The 14962-nt window shown below is 65.3% G+C and carries 15 protein-coding genes; 13 read left to right on the top strand and 2 right to left on the bottom strand.

Going from position 1 to position 14962, the window contains the following annotated elements; all coding sequences use genetic code 11:
* The first annotated feature begins 214 nt into the window (after window positions 1–214).
* The 10 genes from FOE78_RS17715 (at window position 215) to FOE78_RS17675 (ending at window position 9177) form a co-directional block, all read left to right on the top strand.
* Window positions 215–1159, top strand: coding sequence for a DUF7946 domain-containing protein (locus tag FOE78_RS17715; RefSeq protein ID WP_143987465.1), 945 nt, complete (start codon window positions 215–217; stop codon window positions 1157–1159).
* A gap of 7 nt (window positions 1160–1166) precedes the next feature.
* Window positions 1167–1304: a hypothetical protein gene (locus FOE78_RS23670; protein WP_168207570.1), complete on the top strand. Its 138-nt coding sequence runs from the start codon at window positions 1167–1169 to the stop codon at window positions 1302–1304.
* Between the two features lie 902 nt (window positions 1305–2206).
* The gene (locus FOE78_RS17710; protein ID WP_228266234.1) at window positions 2207–2971 is read left to right on the top strand and encodes a helix-turn-helix transcriptional regulator; all 765 of its coding nucleotides are present in this window, start codon (window positions 2207–2209) and stop codon (window positions 2969–2971) included.
* A 3-nt stretch (window positions 2972–2974) separates the two neighbouring features.
* The gene (sufB, locus tag FOE78_RS17705; protein ID WP_143987464.1) at window positions 2975–4435 is read left to right on the top strand and encodes a Fe-S cluster assembly protein SufB; all 1461 of its coding nucleotides are present in this window, start codon (window positions 2975–2977) and stop codon (window positions 4433–4435) included.
* A gap of 48 nt (window positions 4436–4483) precedes the next feature.
* Complete coding sequence (gene sufD, locus FOE78_RS17700) at window positions 4484–5749, top strand: Fe-S cluster assembly protein SufD (RefSeq protein WP_143987463.1); 1266 nt, start codon at window positions 4484–4486, stop codon at window positions 5747–5749.
* Window positions 5749–6090 carry a non-heme iron oxygenase ferredoxin subunit gene (locus FOE78_RS17695; protein ID WP_143987462.1) on the top strand — a complete coding sequence of 114 codons (342 nt, stop codon included), beginning with the start codon at window positions 5749–5751 and terminating at the stop codon, window positions 6088–6090. The genes sufD and FOE78_RS17695 overlap by 1 nt, the downstream gene beginning before the upstream one ends.
* 49 nt (window positions 6091–6139) lie before the next feature.
* Window positions 6140–6910, top strand: coding sequence for a Fe-S cluster assembly ATPase SufC (sufC, locus tag FOE78_RS17690; protein ID WP_143987461.1), 771 nt, complete (start codon window positions 6140–6142; stop codon window positions 6908–6910).
* 71 nt (window positions 6911–6981) lie between these two features.
* A complete protein-coding gene (locus FOE78_RS17685; RefSeq protein ID WP_210415041.1) occupies window positions 6982–8244 on the top strand; it encodes an aminotransferase class V-fold PLP-dependent enzyme in 1263 nt (420 codons plus the stop codon).
* Window positions 8245–8272: 28 nt separating this feature from the next.
* Window positions 8273–8749, top strand: coding sequence for a Fe-S cluster assembly sulfur transfer protein SufU (gene sufU, locus FOE78_RS17680; protein WP_143988900.1), 477 nt, complete (start codon window positions 8273–8275; stop codon window positions 8747–8749).
* 2 nt (window positions 8750–8751) lie between these two features.
* On the top strand, window positions 8752–9177 hold the full coding sequence (locus FOE78_RS17675) for a metal-sulfur cluster assembly factor (protein WP_143987459.1): 426 nt from the start codon (window positions 8752–8754) through the stop codon (window positions 9175–9177).
* A 16-nt stretch (window positions 9178–9193) separates the two neighbouring features.
* Here FOE78_RS17675 and FOE78_RS17670 read toward each other — a convergent pair whose 3' ends face one another.
* Window positions 9194–11131, bottom strand: a complete 1938-nt coding sequence (locus FOE78_RS17670; RefSeq protein ID WP_143987458.1) for an acyl-CoA dehydrogenase family protein — start codon at window positions 11129–11131, stop codon at window positions 9194–9196.
* Between the two features lie 109 nt (window positions 11132–11240).
* Here FOE78_RS17670 and FOE78_RS17665 point away from each other — a divergent pair, with 109 nt between their 5' ends.
* A complete protein-coding gene (locus FOE78_RS17665) occupies window positions 11241–11495 on the top strand; it encodes a DUF2188 domain-containing protein (protein WP_168207569.1) in 255 nt (84 codons plus the stop codon).
* Here the strand turns inward: FOE78_RS17665 and FOE78_RS17660 are convergent.
* Window positions 11483–12949: an MFS transporter gene (locus FOE78_RS17660; protein ID WP_143987456.1), complete on the bottom strand. Its 1467-nt coding sequence runs from the start codon at window positions 12947–12949 to the stop codon at window positions 11483–11485. The genes FOE78_RS17665 and FOE78_RS17660 overlap by 13 nt on opposite strands.
* Before the next feature lie 94 nt (window positions 12950–13043).
* Here FOE78_RS17660 and FOE78_RS17655 point away from each other — a divergent pair, with 94 nt between their 5' ends.
* Together FOE78_RS17655 and FOE78_RS17650 are read left to right on the top strand one after the other, a co-directional pair.
* On the top strand, window positions 13044–14429 hold the full coding sequence (locus FOE78_RS17655) for a sugar porter family MFS transporter (protein ID WP_143987455.1): 1386 nt from the start codon (window positions 13044–13046) through the stop codon (window positions 14427–14429).
* Complete coding sequence (locus FOE78_RS17650; RefSeq protein WP_143987454.1) at window positions 14429–14914, top strand: DUF6328 family protein; 486 nt, start codon at window positions 14429–14431, stop codon at window positions 14912–14914. Before FOE78_RS17655 ends, FOE78_RS17650 begins: the two co-directional genes overlap by 1 nt.
* The last annotated feature ends 48 nt before the right edge of the window (window positions 14915–14962 follow it).

The raw sequence follows: 14962 nt of genomic DNA, 5'->3' as shown, positions 1-14962 counted from the left end.
GCAGAAGCGCTGGTGGCGTGGCAAGATCGAAACGATCCGCGTGTACCGCCTCGGCGACGTCCGACGCCTGGTCGCCGACCTAGAACGACGGAGAGCTTCATGACGGCACGGAACCTTTGAGATTCTGCAAGTTTCACCCTCGGCGGACCCTGTAATCCCCTAAGGTCATGGGCGTTCATGCAGTAACTACCCGGTCATCCATGGAAGGGCGCCAATGCCGACGGAGGAGCCCATCCAGGCACCCCTCGCACTCAAGTTTGAAGGCGAGGAGAAGGGCGATCTGGTTGAAGTGAGCGCTGCCCAGCTCGCGGAATCGTTGCAGGGGCTCGTCGAGCTGGCGTCGATCGCAGCGAAGCACGGCGCGTTCGGTGACGCCCCACCTCCCGAGGTCATGGTGCTGCCTCCTGAGCGCGGATCCTTTGAAATCGTGGCGATCCTGCAGTGGGCGGTTCAGAATCCCGGCGATGCGTACACGATAGGGTCCGGAACCCTCGGCACGTTCGTCTTCGTGGCGGGGATGCTGACGAAGGGGTTACGGGCGCATCCAAACGACTACGAGTACCTCGACAACGGCAACGTCAAGGTCCTCTGGAGCGATAAGACGGTGGATGAGGTGCCGGCGGCCGCCTGGGACGCGCTACAGAAGGAGAAGCGCCGCTCGAAGAAGGCGTTGCGGAAGCTCATGGCCCCGATGTCAGGAAACGCCTTGACGCTAGAGATCGAGAGCCGTCCAGACGCTGTACCGTCAGATCGTCTCCTCTCGAAGGACTATGTCGCTATGACAGTCGATCGTGACGACTACCGCGCAGCTGCCGTTCGACATGATGAGGATGAGCCCCCAACGTCCGAAGTCTTTGAGGCTGAGGGCAGACTTGAGCGGATCGACTTCGGTGCGGGTAAGCCTTGGAAAGTGACCACCAGCCATGGCAGCCGGAAGGCAACTGTGGAAGACTCGGAGTTTCTGAAGCGGGTAAACGAGGGCCTAGCGCTCAAGAAGACGGACATCTTCAGATTTCAGATCCGAGAGGTCTCTGAGTCAAAGAACGGTCGCCGCAAGGTGGACTGGTTCATCGAGAAGGTTTTGTCTCATCGGAAGGGAGGTGACGACAGTGACACTGCATCACGTGTCGCCTCGCACACAGCAACATCGCAAGGTTGACCGCTGGATGCTGCTAGCACTGCTCGTCTCGCTCTCAGGGCTGATTGTCGGCACCATAGGCGTCGCGGCCGGAGGGACGTCGCCGTGGCTGCTGATCCTGCCCGCAGTCGTCGCCATCGTGGCGGGGTTCAAGCTGCGGGATTAGCGCAGGCGGGGTTCAACGCGGCTAGCGCAACGGCATGCTAGCTCTGTCCCCGAGCCGGGCGCGCCGCGCCCTGACACTGGCCCCAACCCATCAGGGGCGGGGCCTTCGTCATCCCCGGACCGAACTTTCACCCATCCACCCCAGGTGCCACCGACCACCATCAGGCGACACTGGCCGTGTCGGTGCAGCGATCACATCCCGCTCATGCATCCACCGCTGGATCACAGCAGGCGACCGGCCCGGACGATCAACCACGATCACCACCCACGCCCACCACACCGAGCCCACCCGCTGCCAGCTGATCAGCAGGCCCGGGTCGGGTGGCTGGTGGTGTTCGGGTGATTGGGCCCAGACGTGGTGCACGGTCGCCGGCATCGGCCACATGATCAATCTGGGGTCGAACTCGTCTTTGGTGGGGAAACGAACGCGGGGGCAGCCGGGTCTGGGGTCGAACTCGTCTTCTGGTGGGGAAACGAACGCCGCGGGCAGCCGGGTCTGGGGTCGAACTCGTCTCTGGTGGGGAAACGAACGCCGCGGGCAGCCGGGTCCGGGATCGAGTACCCGTTGGGCTGAGATTCCCTCTCTCGCTGGGTTTTCGGGTGGGTTCGGGCCCTGGGACCGCCGAGATTCCGATTCGTGCTGGATTTTTCGGGGCGAGGCCGGCACCGGTCCGGGCGCGAACGAGTGAGTTAGGCGACCCTTGCTTGAACCGTACCGGGGATTAAGAGCACACTGACGTTGTGAAAAACCCCCGGCATGGCCACGCCACTGCCGGGTCGGCACATCTGTCACCCGTCGCGGCGCCGACGCCGAGCGAATCGCATCCGGTCGTTCCTTCGGCCGGCCCCGGTCAGCATGCGGCGGATGCTGATGCTTCGACCCGTCAGCGGGTCGCCCAATCGATCCTGGAGCACGGGCCGTCCACGGCCGCCGAACTGGCCGGGCGGCTCGGGCTGACTGCTGCCGCCATCCGGCGCCATCTGGACGGTCTGACCGAACGCGGCCTGATCACCTCCCGCGAGCAGCGGGTGTACGGGGCCCGTGGCCGCGGCCGACCGGCCAAGGTGTTCGAACTCACCGATGCCGGCCGCGCCGACTTCTACCAGGCCTACGACGAGCTCGCCATCGCGGCGCTCAAGGCGCTGGCCGAGACCGCCGGCCAGCATGCGGTCACCGAACTTGCACGCAGCCGGATGGCCGACGTCGAGCAGCGCTACCGCAGCATCAGGGACGCAGCCGAGGCGGTCGACGGTGCCATCGACTCGGCTGCCGCGCAGCTCACGCCTGCTCAGGCACTGGCCGCCGCACTCTCCGACGAGGGCTACGTGGCGTCCACCAAACCCGCCGTGGCGGGCGAACAGGTCTGCCAGCATCACTGCCCGGTGGCCCACGTCGCGGCCCAGTTCCCGCAGTTGTGCGAGGTGGAGACCGAGACGTTCTCCCGGCTGCTCGGCGTGCACGTCCAGCGACTGGCCACCATTGCCCACGGCGACGGGGTCTGCACCACCCACGTACCTCATCTTGATCAAGTGCTGCCTCATCTTGATCAAGTTCGGGCCGAAGGGCATCGATTACCCGGCAGGCCAGACGACAAACCCGTCACGACCACGATCAGCACATCCGAAGCAGGCCGAACCAGCAAACCCGAGACAGGGAAGGGCAACTGACATATGACTCAGGTCACCGAACCCGGCACGAATCAGACCAAGATCGCCGGCACCGGCGAGACTCAAGATCAACATCTCGAGGCGCTGGGCCGTTACCGCTTCGGCTGGGCGGACTCCGACGCGGCCGGCGCGAGTGCCCAGCGCGGTCTGAACCCGGACGTGGTCAGCCACATCTCCGACATGAAGGACGAGCCGCAGTGGATGCGGGACCGTCGGTTGAAGGCGCTCAAGTTGTTCGAGCGCAAGCCGATGCCGGCCTGGGGCGCCGACCTGTCGGGGATCGACTTCGACAACATCAAGTACTTCGTCCGGTCCACCGAGAAGCAGGCCGAGAGCTGGGAGGACCTGCCGGAGGACATCAAGAACACCTACGACCGGTTGGGTATCCCGGAGGCCGAGAAGGCCCGGCTGGTGGCCGGTGTGGCCGCCCAGTACGAGTCCGAGGTCGTGTATCACAAGATCAACGAAGAGCTCGAGAAGCAGGGCGTGATCTTCCTCGACACGGACACCGCGCTGAAGGAACACCCGGAGCTGTTCGAGGAGTACTACGGCACCGTGATTCCGGCCGGCGACAACAAGTTCGCCTCGCTGAACACCGCGGTCTGGTCCGGCGGTTCGTTCATCTACGTGCCGAAGGGCGTGCACGTCCAGATCCCGCTGCAGGCCTACTTCCGGATCAACACCGAGAACATGGGTCAGTTCGAGCGGACCTTGATCATCGTCGACGAGGACGCCTACGTGCACTACGTCGAGGGTTGTACGGCGCCGATTTACAGCTCCGACTCGCTGCACTCCGCGGTGGTCGAGATCATCGTCAAGAAGGGTGCGCGCTGCCGCTACACCACCATCCAGAACTGGTCGAACAACGTCTACAACCTGGTGACCAAGCGGGCCACCTGTGAAGAGGGCGCGACCATGGAGTGGATCGACGGCAATATCGGTTCCAAGGTCACCATGAAGTACCCGGCCGTCTACATGATGGGCGAGCACGCGCGCGGCGAAACCCTGTCGGTCGCCTTCGCCGGCGAGGGCCAGCATCAGGACGCCGGCTCCAAGATGGTGCACTGCGCCCCGAACACGTCCAGCTCGATCATCTCCAAGTCGGTCGCCCGCGGCGGCGGCCGGGCCTCGTACCGCGGCCTGGTCGAGGTGCAGGAGGGTGCGGCCGGCTCGGCCTCAGTGGTCAAGTGTGATGCGCTGCTGGTCGACACCATCAGCCGCTCCGACACCTACCCGTACGTGGATGTCCGCGAGGACGACGTGTCGATGGCTCACGAGGCGACGGTGTCCAAGGTCAGCGAAGATCAACTCTTCTACCTGATGAGCCGCGGCATGCAGGAGGACGAGGCGATGGCGATGGTCGTTCGCGGCTTCATCGAGCCGATCGCCAAGGAGCTGCCGATGGAGTACGCGATCGAGCTCAACCGACTGATCGAACTGCAGATGGAAGGCGCTGTCGGCTGATCACGACGTGGCAGAACTTGTAGGTCTTGGAATAGAGAAAGCGAAACTGTGACTGTTACCGATGCCGTACGGGACAACGTGAGCGGTGCGATCGAGACGAACGACAAGGTGGCCAGCCACCTGCACCCGCTGGGATCGTTCAATCCCGATGATCATCCGGTGCCGACCGGGCTGGAGGAGATCTGGCGGTTCACCCCGCTGAAGCGCCTTCGCAGCCTGCACAAGGATGCGCCGTTCGGCACCGGCAACGTGACGTTGGAAGCCGAGCTCGCCGACGGAGTACGGTCCGAGCAGGTGCCGGCCGACGATCCCCGGGTCGGCAGCAGCGGGTACGTGCCGACAGACCGGGTCAGCGCACGGGCCTGGCAGGCCGCCGAGACCGCGACCGTGATCACCATCCCGCGCGAGCAGGAGGTGCCGGGTGCCACGATTCTCAAGCACCACGGCGATTCCGGTGAGATCGCCACCGCCGGACATGCGGTGATCATTGCCGAACCGTTCTCGATCGCGACCGTGGTGCTGCAGTTCCAGGGGTCCGCGGTGGTCGCCGACAACATCGAGTTCGTCCTCGGTGACGGCGCTCAACTGACCGTGGTGTCCGTCCAGGACTGGGCCGACGACGCCGTTCATCACTCCAACCAGCACGCGCTGGTCGGCAAGGACGCGGTGCTGCGGCATGTCGCGGTCTCCTTCGGCGGCGACCTGGTCCGGATGAACGTCTCGCTCGCCTACGAGTCCGTCGGCGGCGAGGCCGACCTGCTCGGCTTGTATTTCGCCGATGCCGGCCAGCATCTGGAGCACCGGCTCTTCGTTGATCACAACAAGCCGAAGTCGATCTCCAACGTCGACTACAAGGGCGCCCTGCAAGGAAAGGGTGCGCACACTGTGTGGATCGGCGACGTGCTGATCCGCAAGGCGGCCGAGGGCATCAACACCTACGAGTCCAATCGCAACCTGGTGCTCACCGACGGCTGCAAGGCCGACGCGGTGCCGAACCTGGAGATCGAGACCGGCGAGATCCTCGGCGCCGGACACGCGGCGACCACCGGCCGGTTCGATGATCAACAACTGTTCTACCTGCAGAGCCGCGGCATCGACGAGAACGAGGCCCGCCGGTTGGTCGTGCACGGCTTCTTCGCCGACATCATCCACAAGATCGGCGTGCCCGAGGTGGAGAAGGGCCTGATGACCGCGGTGGAGAAGGAGCTGATGATCAACATCGGCACGCCGGACTCGTACGCCGACGGAAGCTACGCCTCGGTGGAGGAGTTGCACGAGCTGGCCGGTGAGCCCAGCTCGGGGAGCCATCACTGATGCCTGAGGCAGGGACCTTCCGAAGGGTCTGCCCGCTGGCAGACCTTGCCCCCGAGACCGCGCAGGCGGTCGAGGTGGACGGCGAGGACGTCGCGATCGTCAACTCCGGCGGCGCTGTCTACGCCATCGCCGACGAGTGCAGTCATGCGGCAATCCCTTTGAGTGAAGGGGATGTCGGCGACGGCGAGATCGAGTGCTACATGCACGGATCCCGCTTCAGCCTGAAGACCGGCGAACCGTTGGGGCTGCCGGCCACCGAACCAGTTGCCGTCTACCCGGTCAAGATCGAGAACGACGAGATCTACGTCGATGTCGAACACCCATTGAACGATGTCGGTTGAGTTGCCGCCGACCACTGATCAACAACAATCCAGGAGAACCCGAAACACCATGTCAACTCTCGAGATCCGCGACCTGCACGTGTCGGTCAACACCGAGGACGGCGCCAAGGAGATCCTCAAGGGCGTCGACCTGACCATCAAGTCCGGCGAGACCCACGCGATCATGGGCCCGAACGGGTCCGGCAAGTCCACTCTGGCGTACTCGATCGCCGGCCACCCGAAGTACACCGTCACCTCCGGTGAGGTGCTGCTGGACGGCGAGTCCGTACTGCAGATGACCGTTGACGCTCGTGCTCGCGCCGGGCTCTTCCTGGCCATGCAGTACCCGGTCGAGGTGCCGGGCGTCTCGGTGTCGAACTTCCTCCGTTCGGCCAAGACCGCGATCGACGGCGAGGCGCCGAAGCTGCGGACCTGGGCCAAGGACGTCAAGGGGGCGATGGACCGGGTCAAGATGGATCCCGATTTCGCCAGCCGGTCGGTGAATGACGGCTTCTCCGGTGGTGAGAAGAAGCGGCACGAGATCGTCCAGCTGGAGTTGCTCAATCCGAAGTTCGCGATCTTGGACGAGACCGACTCCGGCCTCGACATCGACGCGCTGCGGATCGTCTCCGAGGGTGTCAACCGCTTCACCGACCAGGGCGATCGGGGCGTGTTGTTGATCACGCACTACACCCGGATCCTGCGTTACATCAAGCCCGACTTCGTGCACGTGTTCGTGGCGGGCCGGGTGGCCGAGCAGGGCGGTCCGGAGCTGGCCGAGCAGCTCGAGGCCGAGGGTTACGACCGCTACGTCCAGGCAGCCAAGGCCGCCGCCAACTGAGCTTCAGCTGATCAGGTGAGGAGGGGCTGATGTCGCTGGATGTCAAGCCGGTAACCGAATCCACCGGCGGGATCCCGTTCGACGTGGAGTCGATCCGCGGTGACTTCCCGATCTTGGACCGGACGGTCGGTCAGTACCCGCTGGCCTACCTCGATTCGGCGAACAGCTCGCAGAAACCGATCTCGGTGGTGGAGACGATCGATGATCATTACCTCAACCACTACGCCAACGTCGCCCGGGCGATGCATCTGCTCGGTGCCGAGGCGACCGAGGCGTACGAGGGAGCCCGGGCCCGGCTGGCCCGGTTCGTCGGTGCTGCTCGGGCCGAGGAGATCATCTTCACCAAGAACGCCTCCGAGGCGCTGAATCTCTGCGCACACAGCGTTGGCTCCTCGCTCAAGCCGGGCGACGAAGTGGTGATCTCGGTGATGGAGCATCACTCCAACATCGTGCCGTGGCAGCTGGCCTGCGAACGTACCGGCGCCACTTTGCGCTGGTTCGACGTCACCCCGGACGGCCGTCTTGATCTGGACAAGGCGGCCGAGACGAACCTGATCAACGAACGGACCAAGATCGTTTCGATCGCCTGGGTGTCAAACGTGCTCGGGACGCTGAACCCGGTCCGGCGGATCGCCGATCAGGCTCACGCGGTCGGCGCGATCATGATCGCCGACGGTTCCCAGGGCGTGCCGCAATTGCCCACCAGCGTTGAGGAGCTGGGCGTCGACCTGCTCGCCTTCACCGGGCACAAGATGGTCGGCCCGACCGGCATCGGTGTGCTTTGGGGCCGCTACGACCTGCTGGCTTCGCTGCCGCCGTTCCTCGGTGGCGGGGAGATGATCGAGGTGGTCAAGATGACCGGTTCGACCTTCGCGCCACCGCCGCATCGGTTCGAGGCCGGGACCCCGCCGATCGTGCAGGCGGTCGGGCTGGGCGCGGCCGCGGACTATCTGGACACGATCGGCATGGCCGCCATCGCCGATCATGAACAGGCGATCACCGGCTACGCGCTGCGCGAGCTGCAGCAGATCGACGGTTTGACCGTCCTCGGCCCGACCGGGCTCGATGATCATGGTCGGCCGGTGGACCGCGGTGGCGCGATCTCCTTCACCCTGGAAGGAAAGTACGGCCCGATCCATCCGCACGACGTGTCGCAGATGCTGGACGCGCGCGGAGTCGCCGTACGGGGTGGACATCACTGCGCCCGGCCGCTGCACGAGGCGTACGGGATCCAGTCCAGCACCCGGGCCTCGTTCTACCTGTACACGACGACGGCAGAAATAGACCAGTTGGTGGACGCGTTGACGTACACCAAGAAGTTCTTCGACAAGTGACAGTAGGGAAGGTCGCGCGGACGTGAGCATGGACGTCGAGGAGATGTACCAGGAGATCATCCTGGATCACTACCGGGCCAAGCATTTCAGCGGACTGCGGGACCCGTACGAGGCCGAGGTGCATCACGTGAACCCGAGTTGCGGTGACGAGGTGACCCTGCGCGTCCACCTGGACGGCGACACCATCGGCGATGTGTCCTACAGCGGGGTCGGCTGCTCGATCTCGCAGGCGTCCACCTCGGTGATGGCCGGGCTGGTCCGCGACAAGACCGTCGATCAAACCCTTGCGCTGCACGACGAATTCCTGGAGATGATGCAGAGCCAGGGCAACATCGAGCCGAACGAGGACGACCTGGAGGACGGCATCGCGTTCCTCGGGGTGGCGAAGTTCCCGGCCCGGGTGAAGTGTGCGTTGCTGGGCTGGTCGGCGTTCAAGGATGCCGTGATCCGGGCCCAAAGCGAGAAGGCCCTGCGCGAGAAGACGACCGACGAGAAGGTGAGTTGATCATGACCGAAGGCACGACCCAGGACGTCTTCAGCACGAAGGAAGACGACGCCGAGGCTCGTCCGTCCGATCTGGTGCGCGACGCCCTGCCGGGCACCGGTGCGCCGGCCGGCGCGACCCCGGTCAGTGTCGAGGACGTCACCGAGGCGATGAAGGACGTGGTCGATCCCGAGCTCGGCGTCAACGTTGTTGATCTTGGTCTGATCTACGGCGTGCACGTCGAGGAGGACCAGTCGGTCACCATCGACATGACCCTGACCACCGCCGCCTGCCCGCTGACCGACGTGCTGGAGGACCAGACCGCGTCCGCCCTGGAAGGCCTGGTGGAGAAGGCGACCATCAACTGGGTCTGGATGCCGCCGTGGGGCCTGGAGCGGATCACCGAGGACGGCCGCGAACAGCTCCGCGCCCTCGGCTTCAACGTCTGAGCAGAACAGGTCCGCCTCAGTGGAGGAAGGCGGCGTGGACGGCTTCCTCCGGTACGCCGAAAGCGTCGACGAGCTGGACGGCCAGCGGCCTTGTCTTGCGCAGCAGCTCATCGACTTCGCGGGTGATCGCCTTGGCTCGCTGGCTGGACAGCCGCCCGTGCTCCATCCACCAACCGCGATCGGCCTCGATCACGGACAGCGCGAACAGGTCGCGTAGTTGACACAACGCCGTCTTGTTGGCGCCATCGGGCAGCGATGCCAGCTTCTGCTCGTACGCCTCCAACACCTGACGTTCGACATGCGCGACCGCTGCCTCGACGGCGTGCTGCTGGCACCGGCTGAACAACTCTGCTGCGTTCATCCCGTCCTCGGCGCCCCGCTTCAGTCGCCGGGCCAGTCCGTCGATCCGATGCTCCTCGCGCCAGCGGAACATCGCCGAATGATAGCTCGGATCGAGCAGCCCCGTCCGTGCGTCGCCGCGATCCTCGCCCGCCGGTAGCAGATCCCGCACCCGCTCCATCAGCGAATGCGCGGCGGTCCGCTCGATCACCGTCTCGACCGCATGACCGGCGACGAAGCGGACCATCCCGAGTTGATCAAGATCGTTGAATTCGCTGGCGTAGTTCGTCAGCAGCCCCTTCGCCACCAGCTGCAACAAGACGTGGTTGTCACCCTCGAAGGTGGTGAACACGTCGGTGTCGGCGCGTAGTGCGTCGAACCTGTTCTCCGACAGGTAACCGGCACCGCCGCACGCCTCACGGCAGGCCTGGATGGTGTCGGTGGCCAGCCAGGAGCCGAGCGCCTTGGTGCCGGCAGCCCGAGCCTCGAGCGCCCGGCGACGTTTCGGATCGGCCGTGTCCGGGTGGGTGAAGACGTCGTCGTACTCGGCGACCAGCTGTTCCTGCGCGAAGTGCAGACCGTAGGTGCGGGCAAGCCGGGGCAGCAGCCGGCGCTGATGCATGCCGTAGTCGAGCAGCAACTCCTCGGTGCCGTTCGGGCCGGTGAACTGGCGGCGCCGATCGGCGTACCGGATGGCGATCGTCAATGCCACCTTGGCGGCGTTGACGCTCGCACCGGCGACACTGACCCGGCCCTGGACGAGGGTGCCGAGCATGGTGAAGAAGCGCCGATCGGGACTCTCGATCGGCGACGAGTAGACCCCGTCCGCGGAGACCGAGGCGTAGCGGTCGAGCAGGTTCTCCCGGTCCACCGTGACCCGATCGAACCAGATCCTGCCGTTGTCGACGCCGTTCAGTCCGATCTTCTGTCGGTCGTCGACGATCCGGATGCCGGGAAGCAGCCGCCCGTTCCGGTCGCGCAGATCCACCAGCAGTGCATGCACGCCGTGGCCTGCGCCACCGACCTCGAGTTGGGCGAAGACGACCGCCATCCGGGCGTGCGCCGCGGCGCCGCCGATGAATTCCTTGTGTGCGGAGTCGACCGGCGTATCGATGATGAACTGCTCGCGGCCCGGGTCGTAGCGGGCGACGGTTTGCAGACCCTGCACGTCGGAGCCGTGGCCCTGTTCGGTCATCGCAAAGCAGCCCAGCAGCCGCCCGGCCACGACGTCGGCGAGATAGCGATCATGACGCCGCTCGGTGCCGAGTTGCAGGATGGCGCCGCCGAACAGTCCGAACTGGACGCCGATCTTGACCAACAGTGAAAGGTCACCGAACGCCATCGTCTCGAAGGCCGCGATCGCGGCGCCGAGGTCACCCCCACCGCCGTACCGCTTCGGGAAACCCAACGTGGTCGCTCCGGCGTCGGTGAGCTGGAGCAGGGTCTGGAGCACCCGCTCGCGATAGCCGTCGCGATCCAGCCGCTGCGCGTCGTCCAGCAGCCCGGCGTGTTCGATCAGTTTCCGCCGGCACAGGTCGCGGATCTCGGCGTGTGGACCGTCGAGGACTTCGGTGAGTGCGGGCACGTCGACCTGGGGCGCTACGAAGTCGGGCATGTCCCCACTCTGCCCCCAACGCTGAGGTTTAGCCCGTACGAGGCCCGGGCACAGAATCTGCGGCCATACAAGGCGAACCCGAAGGCAGGAGGTAACAACGATGCCGGGGATGATTTTCGACGTCGTGCCGTACGAGGGTCGGTGGCGGGTGCTGCGCGACGGCCGTCTCGACAGCGAACACGACACCCAGGACCAGGCCACGCTGACCGCCCGGCAGCGGGCCGAGGCCAACGCACCGTCGGAGGTGTTGGTTCACACCCTGGACGGCGAGATCCACTCCATCTCCAGCTATCGCGACCGTCCCTTCCCGCGACGCCCGCACGAGGATCAGGACCCGGACCAGGACGACGATCAGTCCAACTGATGATCATCGTCGGCGTCCTCGGCCGTCAACGGCTTGGCGATGTCCTCCAGCGACGTCTGCTCCGCGTTCACCCCGAGGACGATCTCGGCCAGTCCGCCGATGGCCATCACGCCGGCCGCGATCAGGAAGCCGATCGCCACCGGACCACGGTCACCGGTGCCGATCAGCGAGCCGAACATCAGCGGCCCGACGACACCACCCAACCCGGTGCCGATCGCGTAGAAGAACGCGATCGCCAGCGCCCGAGTCTCCATCGGGAAGATCTCGCTCACCGTCAGGTAAGCAGCGCTGGCACCCGACGAGGCCAGGAAGAAGGTGGCGCAGACGGCGATGATGAAGGCCGCCTCGCCGCCCCACTGGAAGTAGAAGATTGCGGTCAGCGGCAGCGTCAGCACCGCTGAGCCGAGATAGGCGATGGTGATCATGGTCCGCCGGCCGACGGTGTCGAAGAGCCGCCCCAGCAGCAACGGGCCGAGGAAGTTGCCGAGGGCGTAGATCACCAGGAAGATCGGCACCAGCGCCGACGGCGTACCGAAGAAGCCGCTGAACAGCGTGCCCAGGTTGAACGTGACACCGTTGTAGATGAAGGCCTGGCCGACGAACAGCGCAATCCCGAGCAGGGCTCGCTTCGGGTACTTCGTGAACGCCACCTTGGCGATCTCGACGAAGGAGATCTTGTCCCGCTGCCGGACGCGGATCTCCTGCTCCGGTTCGGAAAGCTGCTCCTCGGTCAGCTCGGAGACCTCCTGCTCGACCTGGCGGACGATCTTCTCCGCCTCTTCCTCGCGCCCGTGGATGAACAGCCAGCGTGGACTCTCCGGCACGTGCCGGCGGACCAGCAAGATCAACACCGCCAGCACGGCGCCGATCCCGAACGCCAACCGCCAGCCGATCATCGGAGACAAGATCGGCGACAGCAGGAAGACCACCAGGCCCGAACCGGCGGCCGCGCCGAACCAGTACGAGCCGTTGATGAGCAGGTCGACCCGGCCGCGGACCCGAGCCGGGATCAGCTCGTCGATCGCGGAGTTGATGGCCGCGTACTCGCCGCCGATACCGGCGCCGGTGAAGAACCGGGCGAGATAGAAATACCAGGCAGAGAAGGAGAATGCGGTCGCAACCGTGGCCACGATGTAAAGACCGAGAGTGATCATGAAGAGCTTCTTGCGGCCGAATCGGTCCGTCAACTGGCCGAAGAACAGCGCACCGATGCAGGCACCGACGATGTAGATCGCGGCAGCAACGCCGACTTGTCCCGGGGTCAGTCCCAGCCCACTGTCCTTCTCGGTCAGCCGGGCGGCCACCGAGCCGACCATGGTGACCTCGAGACCGTCCAGGATCCACACCGTGCCGAGCCCGACCAGCACCCGTCGGTGGAAGCGGGACCACGGCAACCGGTCCAACCGGGCAGGGATCTTCGTGCTGATGACCGTTCCCGACGCACGCTCACTCATGCCCACCGGGTACCCAGCCGAGGGGTCGATACCCATTTTGACCGCGCGCCGATCGGGTACGAGGTCTTCGGCAGACAGCCGTGAGGAGGTCATCATGTCAGCTGGGTTCATCGCCGAACTGCGTCGGGGCAACACCGGATTCCTGCTCCGGATCGCGATCATCGCAGCGATCGGCGGCTTCCTTTTCGGCTACGACACCGGCATCATCTCCGGGGCGCAGCTCTACATCACCAAGGATCTGCACGCCTCGACCCTGCAGCAGCAGTGGCTGGTCGGCTCGTTGCTCCTCGGTGCCATCGTCGGTGCGATCATCTCGGCCTACTCCTCGGACAAGATCGGTCGCCGGAAGACCAAGATCATCGCCGGATCGGTGTACGTGGTCGGCGGGCTCGCCTCCGGGTTCGCCCCATCGATCGACTTCCTTTTGGTGGCGCGCTTCGTGCTCGGCCTCGCGGTCGGCACGGCCTCCTTCGTGTCGGTGGAATACATCTCCGAGCAGGCGCCGCCGCGGCTGCGCGGTGGTGTGACCAGCTTCAACCAGCTGATGGTCACCACCGGCATCCTGGTCTCCTACCTGGTCGCGGCCGGCTTCCAGAACGTCGACGGCACCTGGCGGTGGATGCTCGGCCTGTCCGCAGTACCCGGCCTCGCGCTCGCGCTCGGGATGCTGACGGTCCCGGCGTCGCCGCGCTGGCTGGTGTCCAAGGGGCGGCTGGACGAGGCGCGTGAGGTGCTGCGCCGGACCCGTCAGGCCGATGAGGTCGATCAGGAGATCGACGACATCGAGCAGACCACGAAGCTGGAAGCAGGCAAGGGAATCCGCGACCTGTTCCGGGTGCCGCTGCGACCGTTGATGGTGGTCGGATTGATCTTGGCCGCCGGGCAGCAGCTGATCGGCGTCAACACGGTGATCTACTACTCGGCGACGATCCTGCACTACACAGGACTGAGCGCCAGCGACTCGGTCCTGCAGGCCGTGTCGGTCGGCATCACCAACGTCGTCTTCACCGTGATCGCTGTCCTGTTGATGGACCGGGTCGGCCGTCGGCCGCTGTTGCTGATCGGGACCGCGGCCGCGATCGTCGCCCTGGTCGGGCTCGGGTTGTGGTTCGAACTGCCGTCCTGGCAGCACCTCGGCTGGCTCGCGTTGGTCTTCCTGCTGCTCTTCATGGCCGGTTTCGCCATCGGACTCGGACCGGTCTTCTGGCTGATGATCAGCGAGATCTATCCGCTGGCCGTTCGCAGCAAGGCGATGAGTGTGGCCACGGTGACCAACTGGGCCGCGAACTTCCTGGTCTCGTACTTCTTCCTGCAACTGGTCGGTGCCTGGGGCAAGCCGGTGACCTTCTGGATCTACGCCGGCTTCGGGGTGCTCTCGTTCGGCTACTTCTGGTGGCGGCTGCCGGAGACCAGGAACCGTTCCCTGGAAGAGATCGAACAGGAGCTCGGGGTGCCGGCCGGTAGCGCTGGGAAGAGCTGATGACTGACCGCGACAGTCGCCAGGACCGCAACGAGACCGGGGCCGAACGCTACGACCGGAACTGGCGGGACATCCAGCAGGAGCTCCGGATCACCCAGACCGGCACGCAGTTGCTGGCCGGCTTCCTGCTGACCTTGCCGTTCCAGCAGCGGTTCTCCATGATGAGCGACTTCGAGACCGCCGTCTACCTTGCGCTGGTGGTGCTGGCCGCTGCGATCTCGATCCTGGCGCTGGCCCCGGTGAGCGCGCACCGGTTGCTGTTCCGGAGGGGAGCGATGCGCACGCTGGTCACCATCGGCAACCGGATCTTGATCATCTGCATGGTGGCCAGCGCGATCTTGTTCTCCGGCGCCGTGTTGTTGATCTTCGAGGTGGTGCTGCAGCATCCACTGGGATTGCTGGTGGGAGCGGTCATGTTCGTCGGCACCGCGGTGCTTTGGATCGCCGTGCCGCTGAGCATCCGCGCCCGCCGCGCCGAGGCTTGAGGATTGATCGACTCGGCACGGGGTACGTGGGCAACAGCAGGAGCTGTC

The sequence above is a fragment of the Microlunatus elymi genome, assembly GCF_007362775.1.
GTDB lineage: Bacteria > Actinomycetota > Actinomycetes > Propionibacteriales > Propionibacteriaceae > Microlunatus > Microlunatus elymi.
Note: the sequence above shows the minus strand (reverse complement) of the source record. Positions and strands in the feature narration are given on the sequence as shown.